The organism is Tropicibacter sp. Alg240-R139 (genome assembly GCF_900537075.1).
GTDB lineage: Bacteria > Pseudomonadota > Alphaproteobacteria > Rhodobacterales > Rhodobacteraceae > Falsiruegeria.
On record NZ_UNRA01000002.1, the window covers coordinates 1,039,239 to 1,052,686 of the forward strand.

General features: G+C 57.0%; 13 protein-coding genes. 4 read left to right on the top strand and 9 right to left on the bottom strand.

Going from position 1 to position 13,448, the window contains the following annotated elements; genetic code table 11:
* Position 1 precedes the first annotated feature (1 nt).
* The 4 genes from G6R15_RS12645 to G6R15_RS12660 form a co-directional block, all read right to left on the bottom strand.
* Positions 2 to 1,105, bottom strand: coding sequence for an amidase family protein (locus G6R15_RS12645; protein WP_164660182.1), 1,104 nt, complete (start codon positions 1,103 to 1,105; stop codon positions 2 to 4).
* Positions 1,102 to 2,160 carry an aromatic ring-hydroxylating dioxygenase subunit alpha gene (locus G6R15_RS12650; protein ID WP_164660183.1) on the bottom strand — a complete coding sequence of 353 codons (1,059 nt, stop codon included), beginning with the start codon at positions 2,158 to 2,160 and terminating at the stop codon, positions 1,102 to 1,104. The genes G6R15_RS12645 and G6R15_RS12650 overlap by 4 nt, the downstream gene beginning before the upstream one ends.
* 331 nt (positions 2,161 to 2,491) lie before the next feature.
* Positions 2,492 to 3,523: a GlxA family transcriptional regulator gene (locus G6R15_RS12655; protein WP_164660184.1), complete on the bottom strand. Its 1,032-nt coding sequence runs from the start codon at positions 3,521 to 3,523 to the stop codon at positions 2,492 to 2,494.
* 107 nt (positions 3,524 to 3,630) lie between these two features.
* On the bottom strand, positions 3,631 to 4,794 hold the full coding sequence (locus G6R15_RS12660; protein ID WP_164660185.1) for a cytochrome P450: 1,164 nt from the start codon (positions 4,792 to 4,794) through the stop codon (positions 3,631 to 3,633).
* A gap of 96 nt (positions 4,795 to 4,890) precedes the next feature.
* Here G6R15_RS12660 and G6R15_RS12665 point away from each other — a divergent pair, with 96 nt between their 5' ends.
* Both G6R15_RS12665 and G6R15_RS12670 read left to right on the top strand, forming a co-directional pair.
* Positions 4,891 to 5,400 (top strand): MarR family winged helix-turn-helix transcriptional regulator, encoded by a 510-nt coding sequence (locus tag G6R15_RS12665; RefSeq protein WP_164660186.1) that lies wholly within the window; start codon positions 4,891 to 4,893, stop codon positions 5,398 to 5,400.
* Between the two features lie 89 nt (positions 5,401 to 5,489).
* Positions 5,490 to 5,831, top strand: a complete 342-nt coding sequence (locus tag G6R15_RS12670) for a RidA family protein (protein ID WP_205520515.1) — start codon at positions 5,490 to 5,492, stop codon at positions 5,829 to 5,831.
* Between the two features lie 10 nt (positions 5,832 to 5,841).
* Here G6R15_RS12670 and G6R15_RS12675 read toward each other — a convergent pair whose 3' ends face one another.
* Genes G6R15_RS12675 through G6R15_RS12690 form a run of 4 tightly spaced genes read right to left on the bottom strand, consistent with a single transcriptional unit; the run spans position 5,842 to position 10,946 of the window.
* The gene (locus G6R15_RS12675; RefSeq protein ID WP_164660187.1) at positions 5,842 to 7,332 is read right to left on the bottom strand and encodes an aldehyde dehydrogenase family protein; all 1,491 of its coding nucleotides are present in this window, start codon (positions 7,330 to 7,332) and stop codon (positions 5,842 to 5,844) included.
* 36 nt (positions 7,333 to 7,368) lie between these two features.
* Complete coding sequence (locus tag G6R15_RS12680; protein ID WP_164660188.1) at positions 7,369 to 8,235, bottom strand: hypothetical protein; 867 nt, start codon at positions 8,233 to 8,235, stop codon at positions 7,369 to 7,371.
* A 9-nt stretch (positions 8,236 to 8,244) separates the two neighbouring features.
* Positions 8,245 to 9,855 carry a thiamine pyrophosphate-dependent enzyme gene (locus tag G6R15_RS12685; protein ID WP_205520516.1) on the bottom strand — a complete coding sequence of 537 codons (1,611 nt, stop codon included), beginning with the start codon at positions 9,853 to 9,855 and terminating at the stop codon, positions 8,245 to 8,247.
* On the bottom strand, positions 9,852 to 10,946 hold the full coding sequence (locus G6R15_RS12690) for a histidinol-phosphate transaminase (protein WP_164660189.1): 1,095 nt from the start codon (positions 10,944 to 10,946) through the stop codon (positions 9,852 to 9,854). Before G6R15_RS12690 ends, G6R15_RS12685 begins: the two co-directional genes overlap by 4 nt.
* Positions 10,947 to 11,082: 136 nt before the next feature.
* Here G6R15_RS12690 and G6R15_RS12695 point away from each other — a divergent pair, with 136 nt between their 5' ends.
* Entirely contained in the window at positions 11,083 to 11,814 is a 732-nt protein-coding gene (locus G6R15_RS12695; RefSeq protein ID WP_164660190.1) for a helix-turn-helix transcriptional regulator, read from the top strand.
* On the opposite strand, the gene G6R15_RS12700 is transcribed toward G6R15_RS12695, so the two are convergent.
* On the bottom strand, positions 11,815 to 12,471 hold the full coding sequence (locus tag G6R15_RS12700) for a TetR/AcrR family transcriptional regulator (protein WP_164660191.1): 657 nt from the start codon (positions 12,469 to 12,471) through the stop codon (positions 11,815 to 11,817).
* A 345-nt stretch (positions 12,472 to 12,816) separates the two neighbouring features.
* On the opposite strand from G6R15_RS12700, the gene G6R15_RS12705 reads away from it, so the two are divergent.
* On the top strand, positions 12,817 to 13,410 hold the full coding sequence (locus tag G6R15_RS12705) for a YceI family protein (protein WP_164660192.1): 594 nt from the start codon (positions 12,817 to 12,819) through the stop codon (positions 13,408 to 13,410).
* The last annotated feature ends 38 nt before the right edge of the window (positions 13,411 to 13,448 follow it).

Here is a 13,448-nt window from a genome sequence, read left to right on the forward strand (position 1 = left end):
TCTACGTTTGCTCAAAAAAGCGGCAAGCGATGTCCAGAAGTCGGGCATCTTGCCCCTGATGCCCGATCAGTTGCACGCACCCTGCACGGGGTCCGGGAAGCGTCACACAGGGGTGGTTCATGGAACTCCACAGCTGGTGGTCGGCGGAAACAAGCAGGGCCTCGATATTCTGGAGCATATCATCCATTAGGTTATGGGCTTGTTTCCTTTGTCGCTGAGCTTCGGCATAATTGGCGTCGCTGATCCTGGCCCCCGCGGCCGCCAAATCGCAAAGCGACTGACCGACGCGAGACGGCCCAAGAGCAGCTTCGGCGGCGCGGGACCGAGCGACCTCAAAGGCCAGAATCGTAGCATGGGTTTGAGCTAAGGTTTTGAACTCCGATGAATTTGAAACCTCGTGAGTGGTGCGCCACTCAGCGGAGGTCACCTTGGAGGTTTCGTTCTGTAAAGAGCCCGGAAAGAAACCGATGCGGGAAATAGCGCTTTCGGTATTCTGATCATCATCACAGCTAATAATGGTTTGCAGCATCTTCAGATCACGCGGATCGCGGGCGAGAATGCAGAAGGTGTCCAAGGTGTGAGACAGCCCCATTATCCCACGCAGATCGCAAATTTTTCGCGTGGGTTTGTATGCTACGATAACGTCTGTACAAGGTGGCCTGGAACATAGCGCAAATGTTGCCAAGCCCTCGGCCACCGCAGCTTCTGCTCCGTTCGGGGTCTCATCAATTGCAAACGCCGGTGTCGTTGTTTTGCCAATTGGCATCGCACCTGCGGACAACAGGGTGTCGACACAGGCCGCGTTTTGCTCGGGTACGCGGTTCTCATACAGCTTGACCCCCCAACCCGTGGGCATGTCGCAGGTGTCGATGGTGTCCATGATCGCAAAGGGCACACCATGAAGCGGCCCAGTGGGTGGCAAAGCATCAGCTACTTGAGCCCGCATCATGGCTTGGGATGGATCGACGAACTGGAACACGTACTTCGGCGAACCTGACTGGGCAATGCGCTCTAGGTGGGCGGACATCACCTCGGACGGTTTGATCTGTCCCGCACGGATTAGCGCGGCCAGGTCAGTCACTCCAAGGTGGGTTGAGTCGGTCATGCGTGTCCGGGTTGTTCGGCCTCGCTCAGGTGCGCGACCTTGTGTCGGAACCGCATCGCGCCCGCGTCCAAACCTAGGTTCAGGTATGGTGTTGTACGGTTGGCCATCCCAGTTTGTACCTCTTCCAGCACTTCTTTGTCTTCGTTGAATGCCATCACGGCGCCCGCAAACATCTTGTCGTCAATCGCCGTGTCGTCGGCAAACATGTTGCGGTGTTGGAACCAGAAATAGAGCGAAGTTTTTTCATCCACGGGCGTGATGAAGTTGTATGAAATGTTGATGAACGCGTTTTCAGACAATGGCCTATCCGCCCCGCCTTCACCCGGAGGGGTGTATATGGACATGTTGATCGCGGTCGATGGCACCCTGCATTCATAGTGCTGCTTACGGTCGCAATTGTCACCAAAGGGCAGCATTTGCGCGTAATACGGCGGCGCAGGTTCTTCGCTGATCCAGCGCGAGATGACAACGAAATCTTCGCCATCTTCCAGATCTAGCGGGTGGTTGTCAGTGCCGGCCCCTGCAAAGGATGTCAGATGGACCCAGGCGACATGGCTGGGGTCAAGCAGGTTATCGATGATATAGAGGTAGTGGCACTTCATCTCCATCGCGCCGCGTTTCGTCTTGCCCCAGGTTGGGTTGTCAAAATTCGGGATGTCGATGATGTTCGCCGGATCGGCATGCTCGGCATCACCCATCCAGATCCACAAGAAACCATAGCGATCTTCGACCGGATAGCTGCGTACCATAGCGCGCTTGGGAACGGCGTTGTCCTGCGTAGGTGCGGCGACGCAGCTGCCCGTGCAATCAAAGGTCAGCCCGTGATAGCCGCAGACAACGGTGCTACCCTGAATGCTGCCTTTGGAGAGTGGCAGTTTGCGATGGGGGCAAGCGTCTTCAAGTGCGATGGGTTCGTCTACTTCGCCGCGAAACAGAACGATCCGGTCGCCCATCAAGGTCATCGCCTTGAGCGAGCGGTCAAAATCTTCGCTGCGGCCGGCCACATACCAGCAGTTACGCACAAACGCGTCGGTTCCGGTCAGATCTTTCTGCATCTTTGGCCCTCGTTGTCTGGTCAATTTGGGATAGTCAGAGAGACGATCAGCCAGCCATTGCCTGACACGTCATAATTTTCCTAACAAGAAAAAAATTAACTGACAAGAATGAACTGACTGGGTGTAGATCGTGAATCTGCTGTCACCCGTGCAGAGACCGCTGGTTGGAAATTGCGCCTCGCCAATCCGGAATTGGCAGCGCAAGTCGGAATAGTCCTGATCCTAACTTGAGCCCGGCCATGTCCCGTCACACATCTTGGCAAGACAGTTGGACTGTGACGCGCCGCTGCTGGCAATCGTGACCATTCTAATCACGATACAAGCTATCGGGTCATTGAGCTGAAGGAGGGGTCAAGCTGTCGGTGCCGGTAACCCGAAACGGGTTCATGTTGCGCCGATCCTCTTGCGGAGAGAGGCCGAAGCAGCGGCGATAGTTGCGGATCATTGTGGCCGAAGTTTCGTACCCCACCGCATGGGCGATCCGGCTGATGGGGTCGTTGGAGTAAAGCACCATCTGCCTTGCCGCCCGCATCCGCAGGTCACGATAATGCTTGCCGGGGCTTTCCCCCATCGTCGCTTTGAAGCTGCGTTCTAGGTGGCGGGCAGACACGCCCAACTGGTCCGCTATCTCACTCATCGGGAGGGGGTAGGCGAGGTTCTGACCAAAAAGCTCGACAGCCTTAGATACGATGGGGGGCAACCCGTCTGCAGTGCTGTCGCAGGCAAAAGCAGGTGTTTTTTGCCGGACGCCTTCGCTGCGGATCATTGGGTGCTGGAACCAGCAGGCCACTTCGGTCATCAGGGTGGCGCCCAATGTGTCTTCGATGACATGCAGCATCAGGTCAAACACAGCGCCTGCACCAGAGGCGGTATAGCGGCGCTTGTCCATCTGGATCAGGCTGTCGTTGAGGTGCAAGTGGGGGAATGCCTCGTGAAAGGCGGCGCGATAACACCAGTGGGCGGAACAAGAATGCCCGTCCATCAATCCAGATTGCGCCAAGGGAAAGATACCTCCGCTGACGGCACCGACGATGGCGCCGTGTCTTGCAATCTTTCGAAGGTGCCCGTTGGAGGTTTTGGGTGCGGTGAACTCTCCCGATGGGCTGGACATCAGAAATAGCATGTCCATGTCCGGCGCGTTGGTCAGCGCGCAGTTGGCCTGAAACGGAATTTCTGCGCTAGATTGCACGGCATCGCCGTCCTCGGACAGCAATACCCAGGAAAAGGTGGTTGTCCCGGTGATGTCATTGGCTGCGCGCAAGGGTTCAATGGCCGAGGTCAGGCAAGACATGGGAAAGCCGGGAAACAGCAGGAATCCGACTTTGATCCGGGACTCTTGGCGTGGCGGGGCGATGCCGGGCATGATCAACTCTTTCGAACGGGGCTGTGCAACATTGATGGCGTTGCAACCAATTGCGAAAGGTTAATCAAATCCATCGCTCGGGAAAAGAGTTGAGATAGCGGCTCGTCCTATACGTCCCAGTACACCGGCATCGTCAACGGCCCCCTGAATGCCCACCCGCCAAGGGGAACATCACCAGCCAGGCGCAGATTGTGCAGCCGCTCAAAGATCATCGGTAGAGCGACCTCGGCAATCAGGCATCGCGCGGCCCAGGCACCCGCGCAAAAATGGGGGCCTGCTCCAAATGCGATCGAGGGCCCGTGATCTTGGGTCAGGTCGAACTCATCGGGTCGCGCGAACACACGCTCATCCCGGTTGCCCGAGCCGAACATGAAGAACACCCTGTCCCCGGGAGACAACAAGACCCCGTGCAGTTCATGCGGTTTAGCGATCTCGCGTGGGGACATGCCAATGGGGGACATCCAGCGGGCGTATTCTTCGAACACGTCCATCCAAGTGGCTTGCCCGTTTTGAACAAGGCCAAGCTGGTCAGGATGGGTCAGCAAGGCCCAAATTGCCCCGGCAATCACGTCGCGCGGTTCGTTCTGCCCGCCCGAAATTGCAAGTTTGATGTTGGCACTAATCTGTTCGTCCGACAGCCCGGCCTGCATTTGCACCGACAAAAGCGACGTGTCAGGGTTGGCCGCCAACTCAGGCCTTCGTCCTGCGATGTGGCGATCAATGGATGCAGTGCAATCATGGCATCGCGACTCGATCTCGGGGTCGGCGGCATAATTTGCACAGCCGTCAATCATGCCTTGACTGGTGCGATCCATTTCCTGCCAGCTCATGTTGGTCAGCCCGGTCATGACACGCAGCGCGTCCCCTGAAATCCGCTTGGCGATGTCCTGAACCATGTCTGCCAGGCCTTGCGGGTGCAGGTTGGTCAGCGTGGCCTCGGTCATCTCGATGAACTGCTCTTTCCAGATGTTCTTGACTGTCTTGGGCGAGACAGTCGGAAAGATCGCCTTGCGCTCGGCCATATGCGCATCGCCATCTTTACGCATCATGTTCTGGCCCATGAGCTGGGTCATCAGACCGTCCGGCTGGGTCGAGGAGAAGACATCGATCTTTTTCTCATTCACAAAGATGTCCTCGCGCCGCGTGATTAGGACGGCCCCCAACTGCGGGACAAAGGCAATGGGGGCGTGTTTGCGTAGGTGTTTCAGATCTGGATAGGGGTCTTTCCAGAACGCGGCTGGATCAATCTCATAAACTGGGGCATTGGACATTTGGCTGACCTCCCACGCGGTATGTTGTCATGTCAACACGCCAACTGTTGTTGAGTCAATCCGATTTCGCTAGGGTCGCCACAAAGCGAGGTTTTGATGACGGAAATTGACGATCTGCCGGACGAGATGTTCCTGACCGATTTGGAGCAGGATGGTCGACAGACCCTGAGCTTTTCGCGCTCTCCCACGGTATTGCTAAACTTTGCCGCCAACCGGTTCACTCGCAATGCGTCTCGCCATTACCAGAACGCCTTTGGCATTGGGGCAATGGACTGGCGCATGTTGGTCAGCCTGACCCGCAACCCCGGCAGCAGTGTGTCACATGCCAGTGCCACTATTGGCATAGACAAAGGCGCTGTCAGTCGCAGTCTGGCACGGCTGGAAAAAGACGGTCTGGCCAAAGCGCAATGCAACAGCCCGGACGAACGCCGCAAAGAATGGTTTCTGACCGACAAGGGGCAAGAGCTGCATGACAACGTTCTTGTGGCCGCCTTGGAGCGGCAAAAACACTTATTGCGTGGGTTTTCGCGTCAGGACGTTTCCGAGTTGAACCGGCTTTTGAGCAAGTTGTTGGTCAATCTCGACGGAAGCGAGGCGGAAAACTGACCCGCTGCCCAACAATGAGGGTTGCTTCTTTGATCGCAAGTTGATGAGTAAACACAGCAACATTCCTGTGGTCAGAATTGGAGACACCCGTGATCGAACGCATGCACACCACCGAACGCGCCAGCAAGATCGTTAAGTACAACGGGGTGGTCTACCTCAGCGGTCAGGTCGCTGAGGGCGATACCATCACCGAGCAGACCCGCGATTGCCTGGCCAAGGTGGACGGTCTGCTGGCTGAGGCTGGAACCGACAAAGAGCACCTGCTGCAAACTACGATCTGGCTGGCGGATATGGCAGATTTTGCCGAAATGAACCTGGTTTGGAATGACTGGGTGCCGACAGGCTTTGCACCTGCGCGTGCTTGCGGTGAGGCCAAGTTGGCCCGCGATATTCTTAAGGTCGAAATCCTAGTGATCGCTGCAATGCCCTGAACCAAAGGGCTCAGAGCTGTATCCATATTGCTTTGAGGTTTTCGTATTTCTCAATCGCATGGAGAGACCGGTCTACGCCGTTGCCCGATTGTTTGACCCCGCCCAAGGGCGAGGTCACATCCGCGCCGCTGAAACAGTTCACCTGAACGGTGCCTGACTTGATGCGGCGCGACATGCGATGTGCGCAGGATATGTCCCGCGACCAGACCACCGAAGACAGGCCGTAGACGGTTTCGTTTGCAATCGCCACGGCCTCGTCTTCTGTGTTGAAACTGCGAGCTGCCAGCACCGGGCCGAACACCTCGTTTTGGGCAATGTCCATGGCAGAAGTCACGCCAGTTAGAATAGTTGGCTCATGATAGAACCCACCGCTATCAGCGTGCAGTTGGTGACCGCCAGTCCAAAGCGCGGCCCCTTCATCCAACGCGCGTGACACAGCAGTTTTCGTTTTTCCGAGTTGCGCGGCATTGGCCAATGCGCCGGTGGAATGGGTCAAATCCAGTGGATTGCCGATCTTAAGCGCCATCGCATGTTCCCGTACCCTCGCCAGGAAGTCATCGTGGATGTCGCGGTGCACGATCAAGCGCGACGCGGCAACGCAGACCTGCCCGTTGTTGCGAAAGATCGAAGCCGCCGTTTCTGCCGCGGCGCGGTCTAGGTCGGGCGCATCGGGAAAGATGATGTTGGGGGATTTGCCGCCAAGTTCCAGATAGACCCGCTTCAGGTTGGATTGGGCCGAATACTCCATCAGCCGCCGACCCACGCTGCCTGACCCGGTAAAGGCCATGACATCGACGTCCATGTGCAGGCCCATAGCAGCACCTACGTCGATGCCGCGTCCAGTGACCGCGTTCAGTACACCGGTGGGTAGGCCCGCTTCGGCGGCCAGTTGAACGACGCGCAGGGTGGACAGGCTTGCCTCTTCGGACGGTTTGATTACCACCGAATTGCCCGCTGCCAGAGCAGGGGCCAGTTTCCAGGCACCGATCATCAGCGGGAAGTTCCACGGTGTAATAACGCTTACAACACCTACCGGTTCGCGGTCGATGAGCGACAGTACGTCGTTGCGGGTCGGCGTGATCTCTCCGTTCCGCTTGTCGATTGCCTCGGCATAGAAACGGATCGTCTGCGCCGCAGACAACGGCTCGCCCTTGAGTGCTGAGCGGATGTCGGTGCCATTGTCGCGCGCCCCCAGAACGGCTAGTTCCAGTGCCGCGCCCTCGATCAGATCGGCCCATCTTTGCAGGATGCGTTTACGCTCGACAGGCGCCATTTCGGACCAATCCCCGGCCTCGAATGTGCGCCGGGCGGCGGTTATGGCACGGTCTACCTCGGCCGTCCCGGACGCAGCCAGATCAGTCAGCTTTGTGCCGTCGATCGGAGAGATCACGGGCATCACTGCGCCGTCGCTTGCGGCGAGGGATTGGCCGTCGATGAAGTTCAGCCCCGGTGCGACGGGTTGGGCACGCAGAGCGTCAATACGAGATTGGTCCAGAGTCATGTCTTGTCCTTTGTCGGGATCAGGGCCTGCGGCACGTCAGTAGTCATACCAGCGGTCAACCACGGGGCCGACGCTATCGCCCGGAAACTGTTCCCCCAGTTGGGCATAGCTTGCAGTGATTTCGTCTGCGCTTGCCGTCAGCTCTTGCACAGGAACCAGACGTTCATAGGCAGAGCCTTTGGTTTCAAACGTCCGGTCGATGTCCAGGATTTGCAAGTTGCGGTGTCGCATCAGGCGGTCATAGACATGGCGATAGATCTCGGCGTCATAGACATGGGCCGTTGTTGGGTCGCTTTGTGTGCCGGTCCACAGGTCATGCACCCGGCGAATGTCCAGCCAATCGTTCTGAACGATTTCGGGCGGGGCGTCTTTGGTTTCCTGATCGTTGCGCGGATTGGCGAATGTATCGGCCCGAAACCCTTCGATGGCGCGGCGGATTTCGGCGCGTGGGATCGGGACAAAGAACACGGCTTGGTCCGAGCCTAGCAGAGCCTCCGCATCATCCTTGGATTGATGCAGCAGCTCTGTAAACCGCCCGCCGACGACGGGAAGTTCGGCCACCAACAGGTCGCTCTGATCACTGTGCTGCTCATGCCATTTCAACACACCCTGACGCACCCACAATCCCACCGCCTTGCGAATGCCCGGGTGGGTCAGGTTGTCGACCTCGGGGAATTTGTCCAGCCACTGGGGCGTTTCAAAGGGGCGGCGCGCGGCGTCCCATTGCATCGTATGCACCCGACGCCCGGTCTGATCTGCCAGCAAGATGATCTGTTGCAGCATCAGACTTTTGCCCGTGCCAGGCAGGCCCGCGACAAAGATTATGCGGCAGGTCGATACCGCATGTTCCAGGTGCGCCCGAATGGGGCTGTCGTGTGGGATGATGATCTGATCGTCGCTCATGTGGCCCCCTTAACGGAATTGATCAACGCTTGGCATCTCGGTGAACGGCACCTCGATCACAGTTGGCACGTCCGTGGTGTGCTTGCCTTGCTGGATGGCGGCGCGCACCTCTTCGGGCGTGGTTGCACGCAGGGCTTGCGCGCCAAAGCTATCGACCATGCGCAGAAAATCGGGGTTGTGCAGATCGGTCGCGATCACCCGGCCGCCATAGTTGTTCTTTTGCATCTGTTGCACGTTGCCATACTTGTTGTTGTTAAACAGCAAGACAATCAGCGGGATCTTGTGTTGTACGGCAGTAGCAAGTTCCTGCACCCCGAACATGAACCCGCCATCCCCGCAAACCGAGATGACCGGCACATCCGGGCGGGCCACCTTGACGCCAAGCGCAGTGGGGAAGCCGTAGCCCAACGTGCCCTGATACCCGGTCGAGATATAGGTGCGGGGGTTGTAAACCGGATAGGTGATGCGGCTGGCAAAGCCCACTTGAGTCAGCTCGTCGACAAAGATTCCGTCCTCTCCCAACTCTTCTCGGATGACCTTGAGGTAGCTGAGCTGCGGTTCCAATACGGACGAGCGTTCAGCCCATTTGGCCTTGGCCTCAAGCAACTCGTCCTTGCGAGAATTACGGATGTGGTTGTGTCTCTCCAACCGGTTCATCAGATCCGGTAGTGCACGTTCAGCGCGGGCCGTGATGGCGCAAGCAGGGGTAAAGAACTTTTCATGTGTGTCCGGGTCAACGTCGATGCGGATGATCTGTGGTTGATGGGACTTGATCCACTTGCGGGCAGGGACGCGCATGTTGGTGCCAATCGCCAAAACTACGTCAGCTTTGGCCCACAAATCCTTAGCTGCGGGCTGATGCAATGACAGGTAACTGCGCGCATCGACCACGCCCATGCCGGTACGATACCCCACCACAGGCGCCTGTAGAGATTCTGCCAGCCGACGGACCAACGAGCTGGAGGAATGCGCCCCGCTGCCTACAAAGATCATTGGCGTCCTGGCTTGCCCCAGCAATTTGGCGGCAGCTTCGACAGCGTCCTCATCAAGCTCAGGTTCCTCGCCCTGGACAACACCGGACAGCAGATCGACCTGCGCTTCGGACGCCAGCACATCCATCGGAATTTCCAGTCCGACGGGGCGTGGGCGACCCGACAGCATTTGACGAAACCCCTCGTGGATAAGTCCGGGCACCTCGGTCGGTGCATTGGCCCGGTCTGCCCATTTGGTCAGGCCCCCAATCACACCCAACTGATCATTGATCTCGTGCAGCTCGCCCCACTCCTTGCCAATGGCGCGCGAATTGATCTGGCCTGTCAGGCAGAACAGCCGGGCGTTTAGAGCGTAAGCCGTCGACATGGCCGCAGTTGCATTCAGCAGCCCTGGACCGGGGACCACGTTGAACACAGCCGGTTCATCCTTGGCCAGCGCATAACCAAGCCCCATGTAGGCCGCGCCCTGCTCGTGGCGGGTGTGGATGATGCGGAACTTCTCGCGGTGATCATAGAAGGCGTTGTAGAGCCAGTCGTTTTGAACGCCCGGAAGCCCGAACACGGTGTTGATTCCGTGGTTGTGGAGTGAGAGGACAGCCGCCTCGCCGCCGGTCATTGTCTGGGTCATGAGTTTACCTTGTCTTGAAGCGACGCCAGAGCGTCCAGGAGACGGGTGTTGTCATCCGGCAAACCAACAGTGGCGCGGATATGGTTGGGTAGGTCAAAGGCGGGTCGAACCATGACGCCATGGCTTACCAGTTCGTTGGTCAACGTCTTGGCGTCCTTGCCATCGGGACAGCGGAACATAACGAAATTGGCTTGGCTTTTGCTGATCTCGAACCCCAAGCTTTTGAGAGCTTTGGACAGGCGCGCGCGCTCTGTCGTGTTGTTCGTCACAGTTCGAACCAGATGCGCGGCATCGTCCAAGGCCGCGATGGCCGCAGTCATACCCATAGTGTTCAGGTGAAAACTGCGTTTGTGTTTGCGGATCTTTGCCGCGATCTGTTCCGGCGCAATCCCATATCCGACCCGCATCCCAGCCAAGCCGTACGCTTTGGAAAAGCTGTGCACGATGACGATGTTGCGGTTGTTGCGAACATGGTGCAGCACATCAGGCAGATCGAACTCGGTTGCGAACTGGAAATAGACCTCGTCATAAATCAGGGTCACGTGATCTGGCAGTCCGTCCAAAATGGCATTCAAGACTTCGGCGCCAAAGTAGGTGCCTGTGGGGTTGTTCGGGTTGCATAGATAGACAAGCCGCGTGTCCGAGGTCACCGCGCTCAAGATGCCGTCGACATCCACGTCAAAACCCGCCCCGATCAGATCGACTTTGTCCACCAACACGCCTTTTTTCATGAGCGAGCTGGTGTAGGCCCCAAAACACGGGGGGCAAATGATGGCGCGTTGGCCGGGTTCCGTGACTGCGTCTTCGATCAGGGACAGGACCTCGACCCCACTGTTGGCCGAAAAGAAATGTTCGGGCTGCATGCCTTGGCCGTGAAATTCCGCCAACTTCTGGCAAAGGGCTGCGTCGGTACGTTCAGGGTAGATATTGGCATTCTCCAACGCGTCCCGCGCTGCTGCGACGGCTGCCGGGGATGGGCCAAAGGGGTTTTCGTTCGAGCTGAGCTTGGTGATCGGCTGGTTGGCTGCTCGGCTTTGGACCTCGGCTATGGACAAGCCAGCCTGGTATCCACCGGTGTCTGAATGGGTCATGTCTGTGGCATCCATTATTGCGGTTGCTTTGCAGTCTATTTACCTCAGAGTGGCGGCGAGTGTCTGTCCTTATTCAGGGGGGACACGAGCGCCGTTGCGTTTGCATTCCTGACTGCGCATTGTGCCTGCCATGTCCTTGGAAGATTTTTTTAGCGGCCCCGGCGCGCCTGATTTTCTGCACATCTTTTCGACGTGCCTGCAATCGATTGGCACGCCGGGTTTTAATGCGCAGTTTCTGGACTTGATCGAAAAAGTCATCAAGGCCGATCAATGCATGGTTTTTTCCTACAAGACCCCAAGGCCGCAATGCTATCTGACCTACAATGAACGCCACGCAAAAGGCGTGCAAAACATGGTACAAACCTATCTGCGCGGCGGGTTCAAAGAGGATCCCTCGCACGATGTGATTGAACAGGTGCGCGAGACTGGCAAAACGCGGATCACAACCATGCTCGAATCCGACGGGGAAGAGCCCTTTGCGGTTGCTGGTATCGGCGATCGCCTTACAATTGTTGCCTGCCGCGATGATGACGTCATTGCCATGAACTTTTTCCGCTTCAAGGAAAATGGTCGCTTTTCGGTTAGTGAAAACCGGCTGAGGTTCGATTTTTGGAACGCGATTGCTCAGATCGTCTTGCTTCATTTTTCGGAACGAAACGGAGCCAAGGTGCGCAGTCCTTTGAACTCGTTGTCGGCGCGAGAAAAGGAAATCTGCGAAGGGATGCTAAGGGGCCTGACCGCGGACGCTATCGCGTGGGACTTGGACGTGGCGCCAAGCACGGTGCTGACCTACCGAAAACGGGCTTATGAAAAGCTGGGGATCAATTCCAAATCGGCGTTGTTCATGCTGTGTAATGCTGGGGCCTGATTAAGTGTCAACATCACGCCATACGACATTTCGTAGCGCGGTCAGCTCCTCCTCTGTCGGCGCCACACCGGTGATGCAATAGACGTAATCACGCCCGCGTGCGGCGCGAGTTTCCATGCTCTCGCGTTGATCCAAGGCGTCATAGCCGATCTGCGTGAAATAGGTTATCCGCGCCCGCGTCTCGGCCTCGGATCGAAGATAGCCGAAGCGTTCGAACATATCAGACAGAGCGTCAACCCGCGCGGCGTCGGACAGATCCAGCGCTCGCCGAACGCTGCCGGATCGCCGCGCCCAATCGCGGATGGCAAAGTCCAGCTGCGTGTCGAACGATCCGTCGGCGACCCAGATGCCATAGACCTGAACTAGCGCAAAATTAATGGTTTCCGCAGGACGTTTCGTGCTGTCGAGCACGGCCTTGGTGTTGGTCGATTGCCAATGATCCAGCAGGGCATTCAACAAGTCGGTGCGGTTCTTGAAAAACCAGTAGAAACTTGACCGAGCGCATTCCAGTTTTTCGGCCAGCGTGAGAACTTTGACACTGTCCACACCGTCCGAGATCAGCGTGTCCAAAGCGATCTGGATCCAATCTTCACGACTGGTGCGGCTTGGTCCACGACTGCGGGGTTTGGTGCCATCAGGTGCATTTTTTTCTGTCATAAATTCGAGAACGTACGATCCTGTACGGAATAGGCAAGGGATTCCTGAAATCGGGTCAGATAGATGTCACGGATCAAGTGTGGATCGAGCATACGTTTGACCGTGATTTCGCTTCGGGGCCACGAGGCGTCAAATGATGGCCAGGGCAGGACACCGCAAGGAACACTCCTCCCCTTGGCGCTTTTGCTCGATGCGAATACCGTCGATAACCTGTTTGTTCGCGGAAACGTGCTCACGATGTCGAGAGGGTGAAGAAAACGGGTTGTCTTGGGAGCGGAGCGCAATAAAGATGCAAATGCATTTAAATTACACCTTGTCGATACGGTGAACTAAAGGGCAATGACCATGATCCGTTCCTTCCAGACTTTCCTCTCCGCCAGTGCCGTTGCCGCTTTGTTTGCCGCAGGCGGCGCAACTGCAGCGCAATTCAAAACCGACCAAGGCCATACCGAAGTGAACTTTGGCTGGAGTCACGCAGGTGTCTCGATGCAATCGGCCGAATTTTCGGTTGCTGATGGAACACTGGACCTAGATCCAGAGAACCCAGGCGATGCCAAGCTGAACGTGACAATCAAGGCCGACAGCGTGAACACAGGCTTTGGCCCGCTGGACGATCACTTGAAAAGCAATGATTTCCTTGAGGTACAAACTTATCCAGAAATTACATTCACAAGCACTTCGGTTGAGGTGACGGGCGAAAAAACCGCCAATGTGACCGGTGATCTGACGATTCATGGCACCACAAAGCCGGTAACGCTCGTAACCGAACTGACTCACGTCGGTCCGCATCCTTTGGGTGGCGTGGTCGACTACTACAAGGGTGAGTGGATTGCATTTACCGCCCAAACGGAAATCGACCACATGGCGTTTGGCGTCGGTGGGTTTTCGACCGGCCCGATTTCGATATCGATCGTGACCGAGATGAAGGCGGTTGAGTAAGAGGCTTTATCGGCCAGCAAAGAAATGAGCGGTGCCAA

Coding starts and splice junctions, on each gene's coding strand:
- G6R15_RS12645 (WP_164660182.1), bottom strand. CDS start 1,105: ATGACCGACTCAACCCACCTTGGAGTGACTGACCTGGCCGCGCTAATC.
- G6R15_RS12650 (WP_164660183.1), bottom strand. CDS start 2,160: ATGCAGAAAGATCTGACCGGAACCGACGCGTTTGTGCGTAACTGCTGG.
- G6R15_RS12655 (WP_164660184.1), bottom strand. CDS start 3,523: ATGCCCGGCATCGCCCCGCCACGCCAAGAGTCCCGGATCAAAGTCGGA.
- G6R15_RS12660 (WP_164660185.1), bottom strand. CDS start 4,794: ATGTCCAATGCCCCAGTTTATGAGATTGATCCAGCCGCGTTCTGGAAA.
- G6R15_RS12665 (WP_164660186.1), top strand. CDS start 4,891: ATGACGGAAATTGACGATCTGCCGGACGAGATGTTCCTGACCGATTTG.
- G6R15_RS12675 (WP_164660187.1), bottom strand. CDS start 7,332: ATGACTCTGGACCAATCTCGTATTGACGCTCTGCGTGCCCAACCCGTC.
- G6R15_RS12680 (WP_164660188.1), bottom strand. CDS start 8,235: ATGAGCGACGATCAGATCATCATCCCACACGACAGCCCCATTCGGGCG.
- G6R15_RS12685 (WP_205520516.1), bottom strand. CDS start 9,855: ATGACCCAGACAATGACCGGCGGCGAGGCGGCTGTCCTCTCACTCCAC.
- G6R15_RS12690 (WP_164660189.1), bottom strand. CDS start 10,946: ATGACCCATTCAGACACCGGTGGATACCAGGCTGGCTTGTCCATAGCC.
- G6R15_RS12700 (WP_164660191.1), bottom strand. CDS start 12,471: ATGACAGAAAAAAATGCACCTGATGGCACCAAACCCCGCAGTCGTGGA.
- G6R15_RS12705 (WP_164660192.1), top strand. CDS start 12,817: ATGATCCGTTCCTTCCAGACTTTCCTCTCCGCCAGTGCCGTTGCCGCT.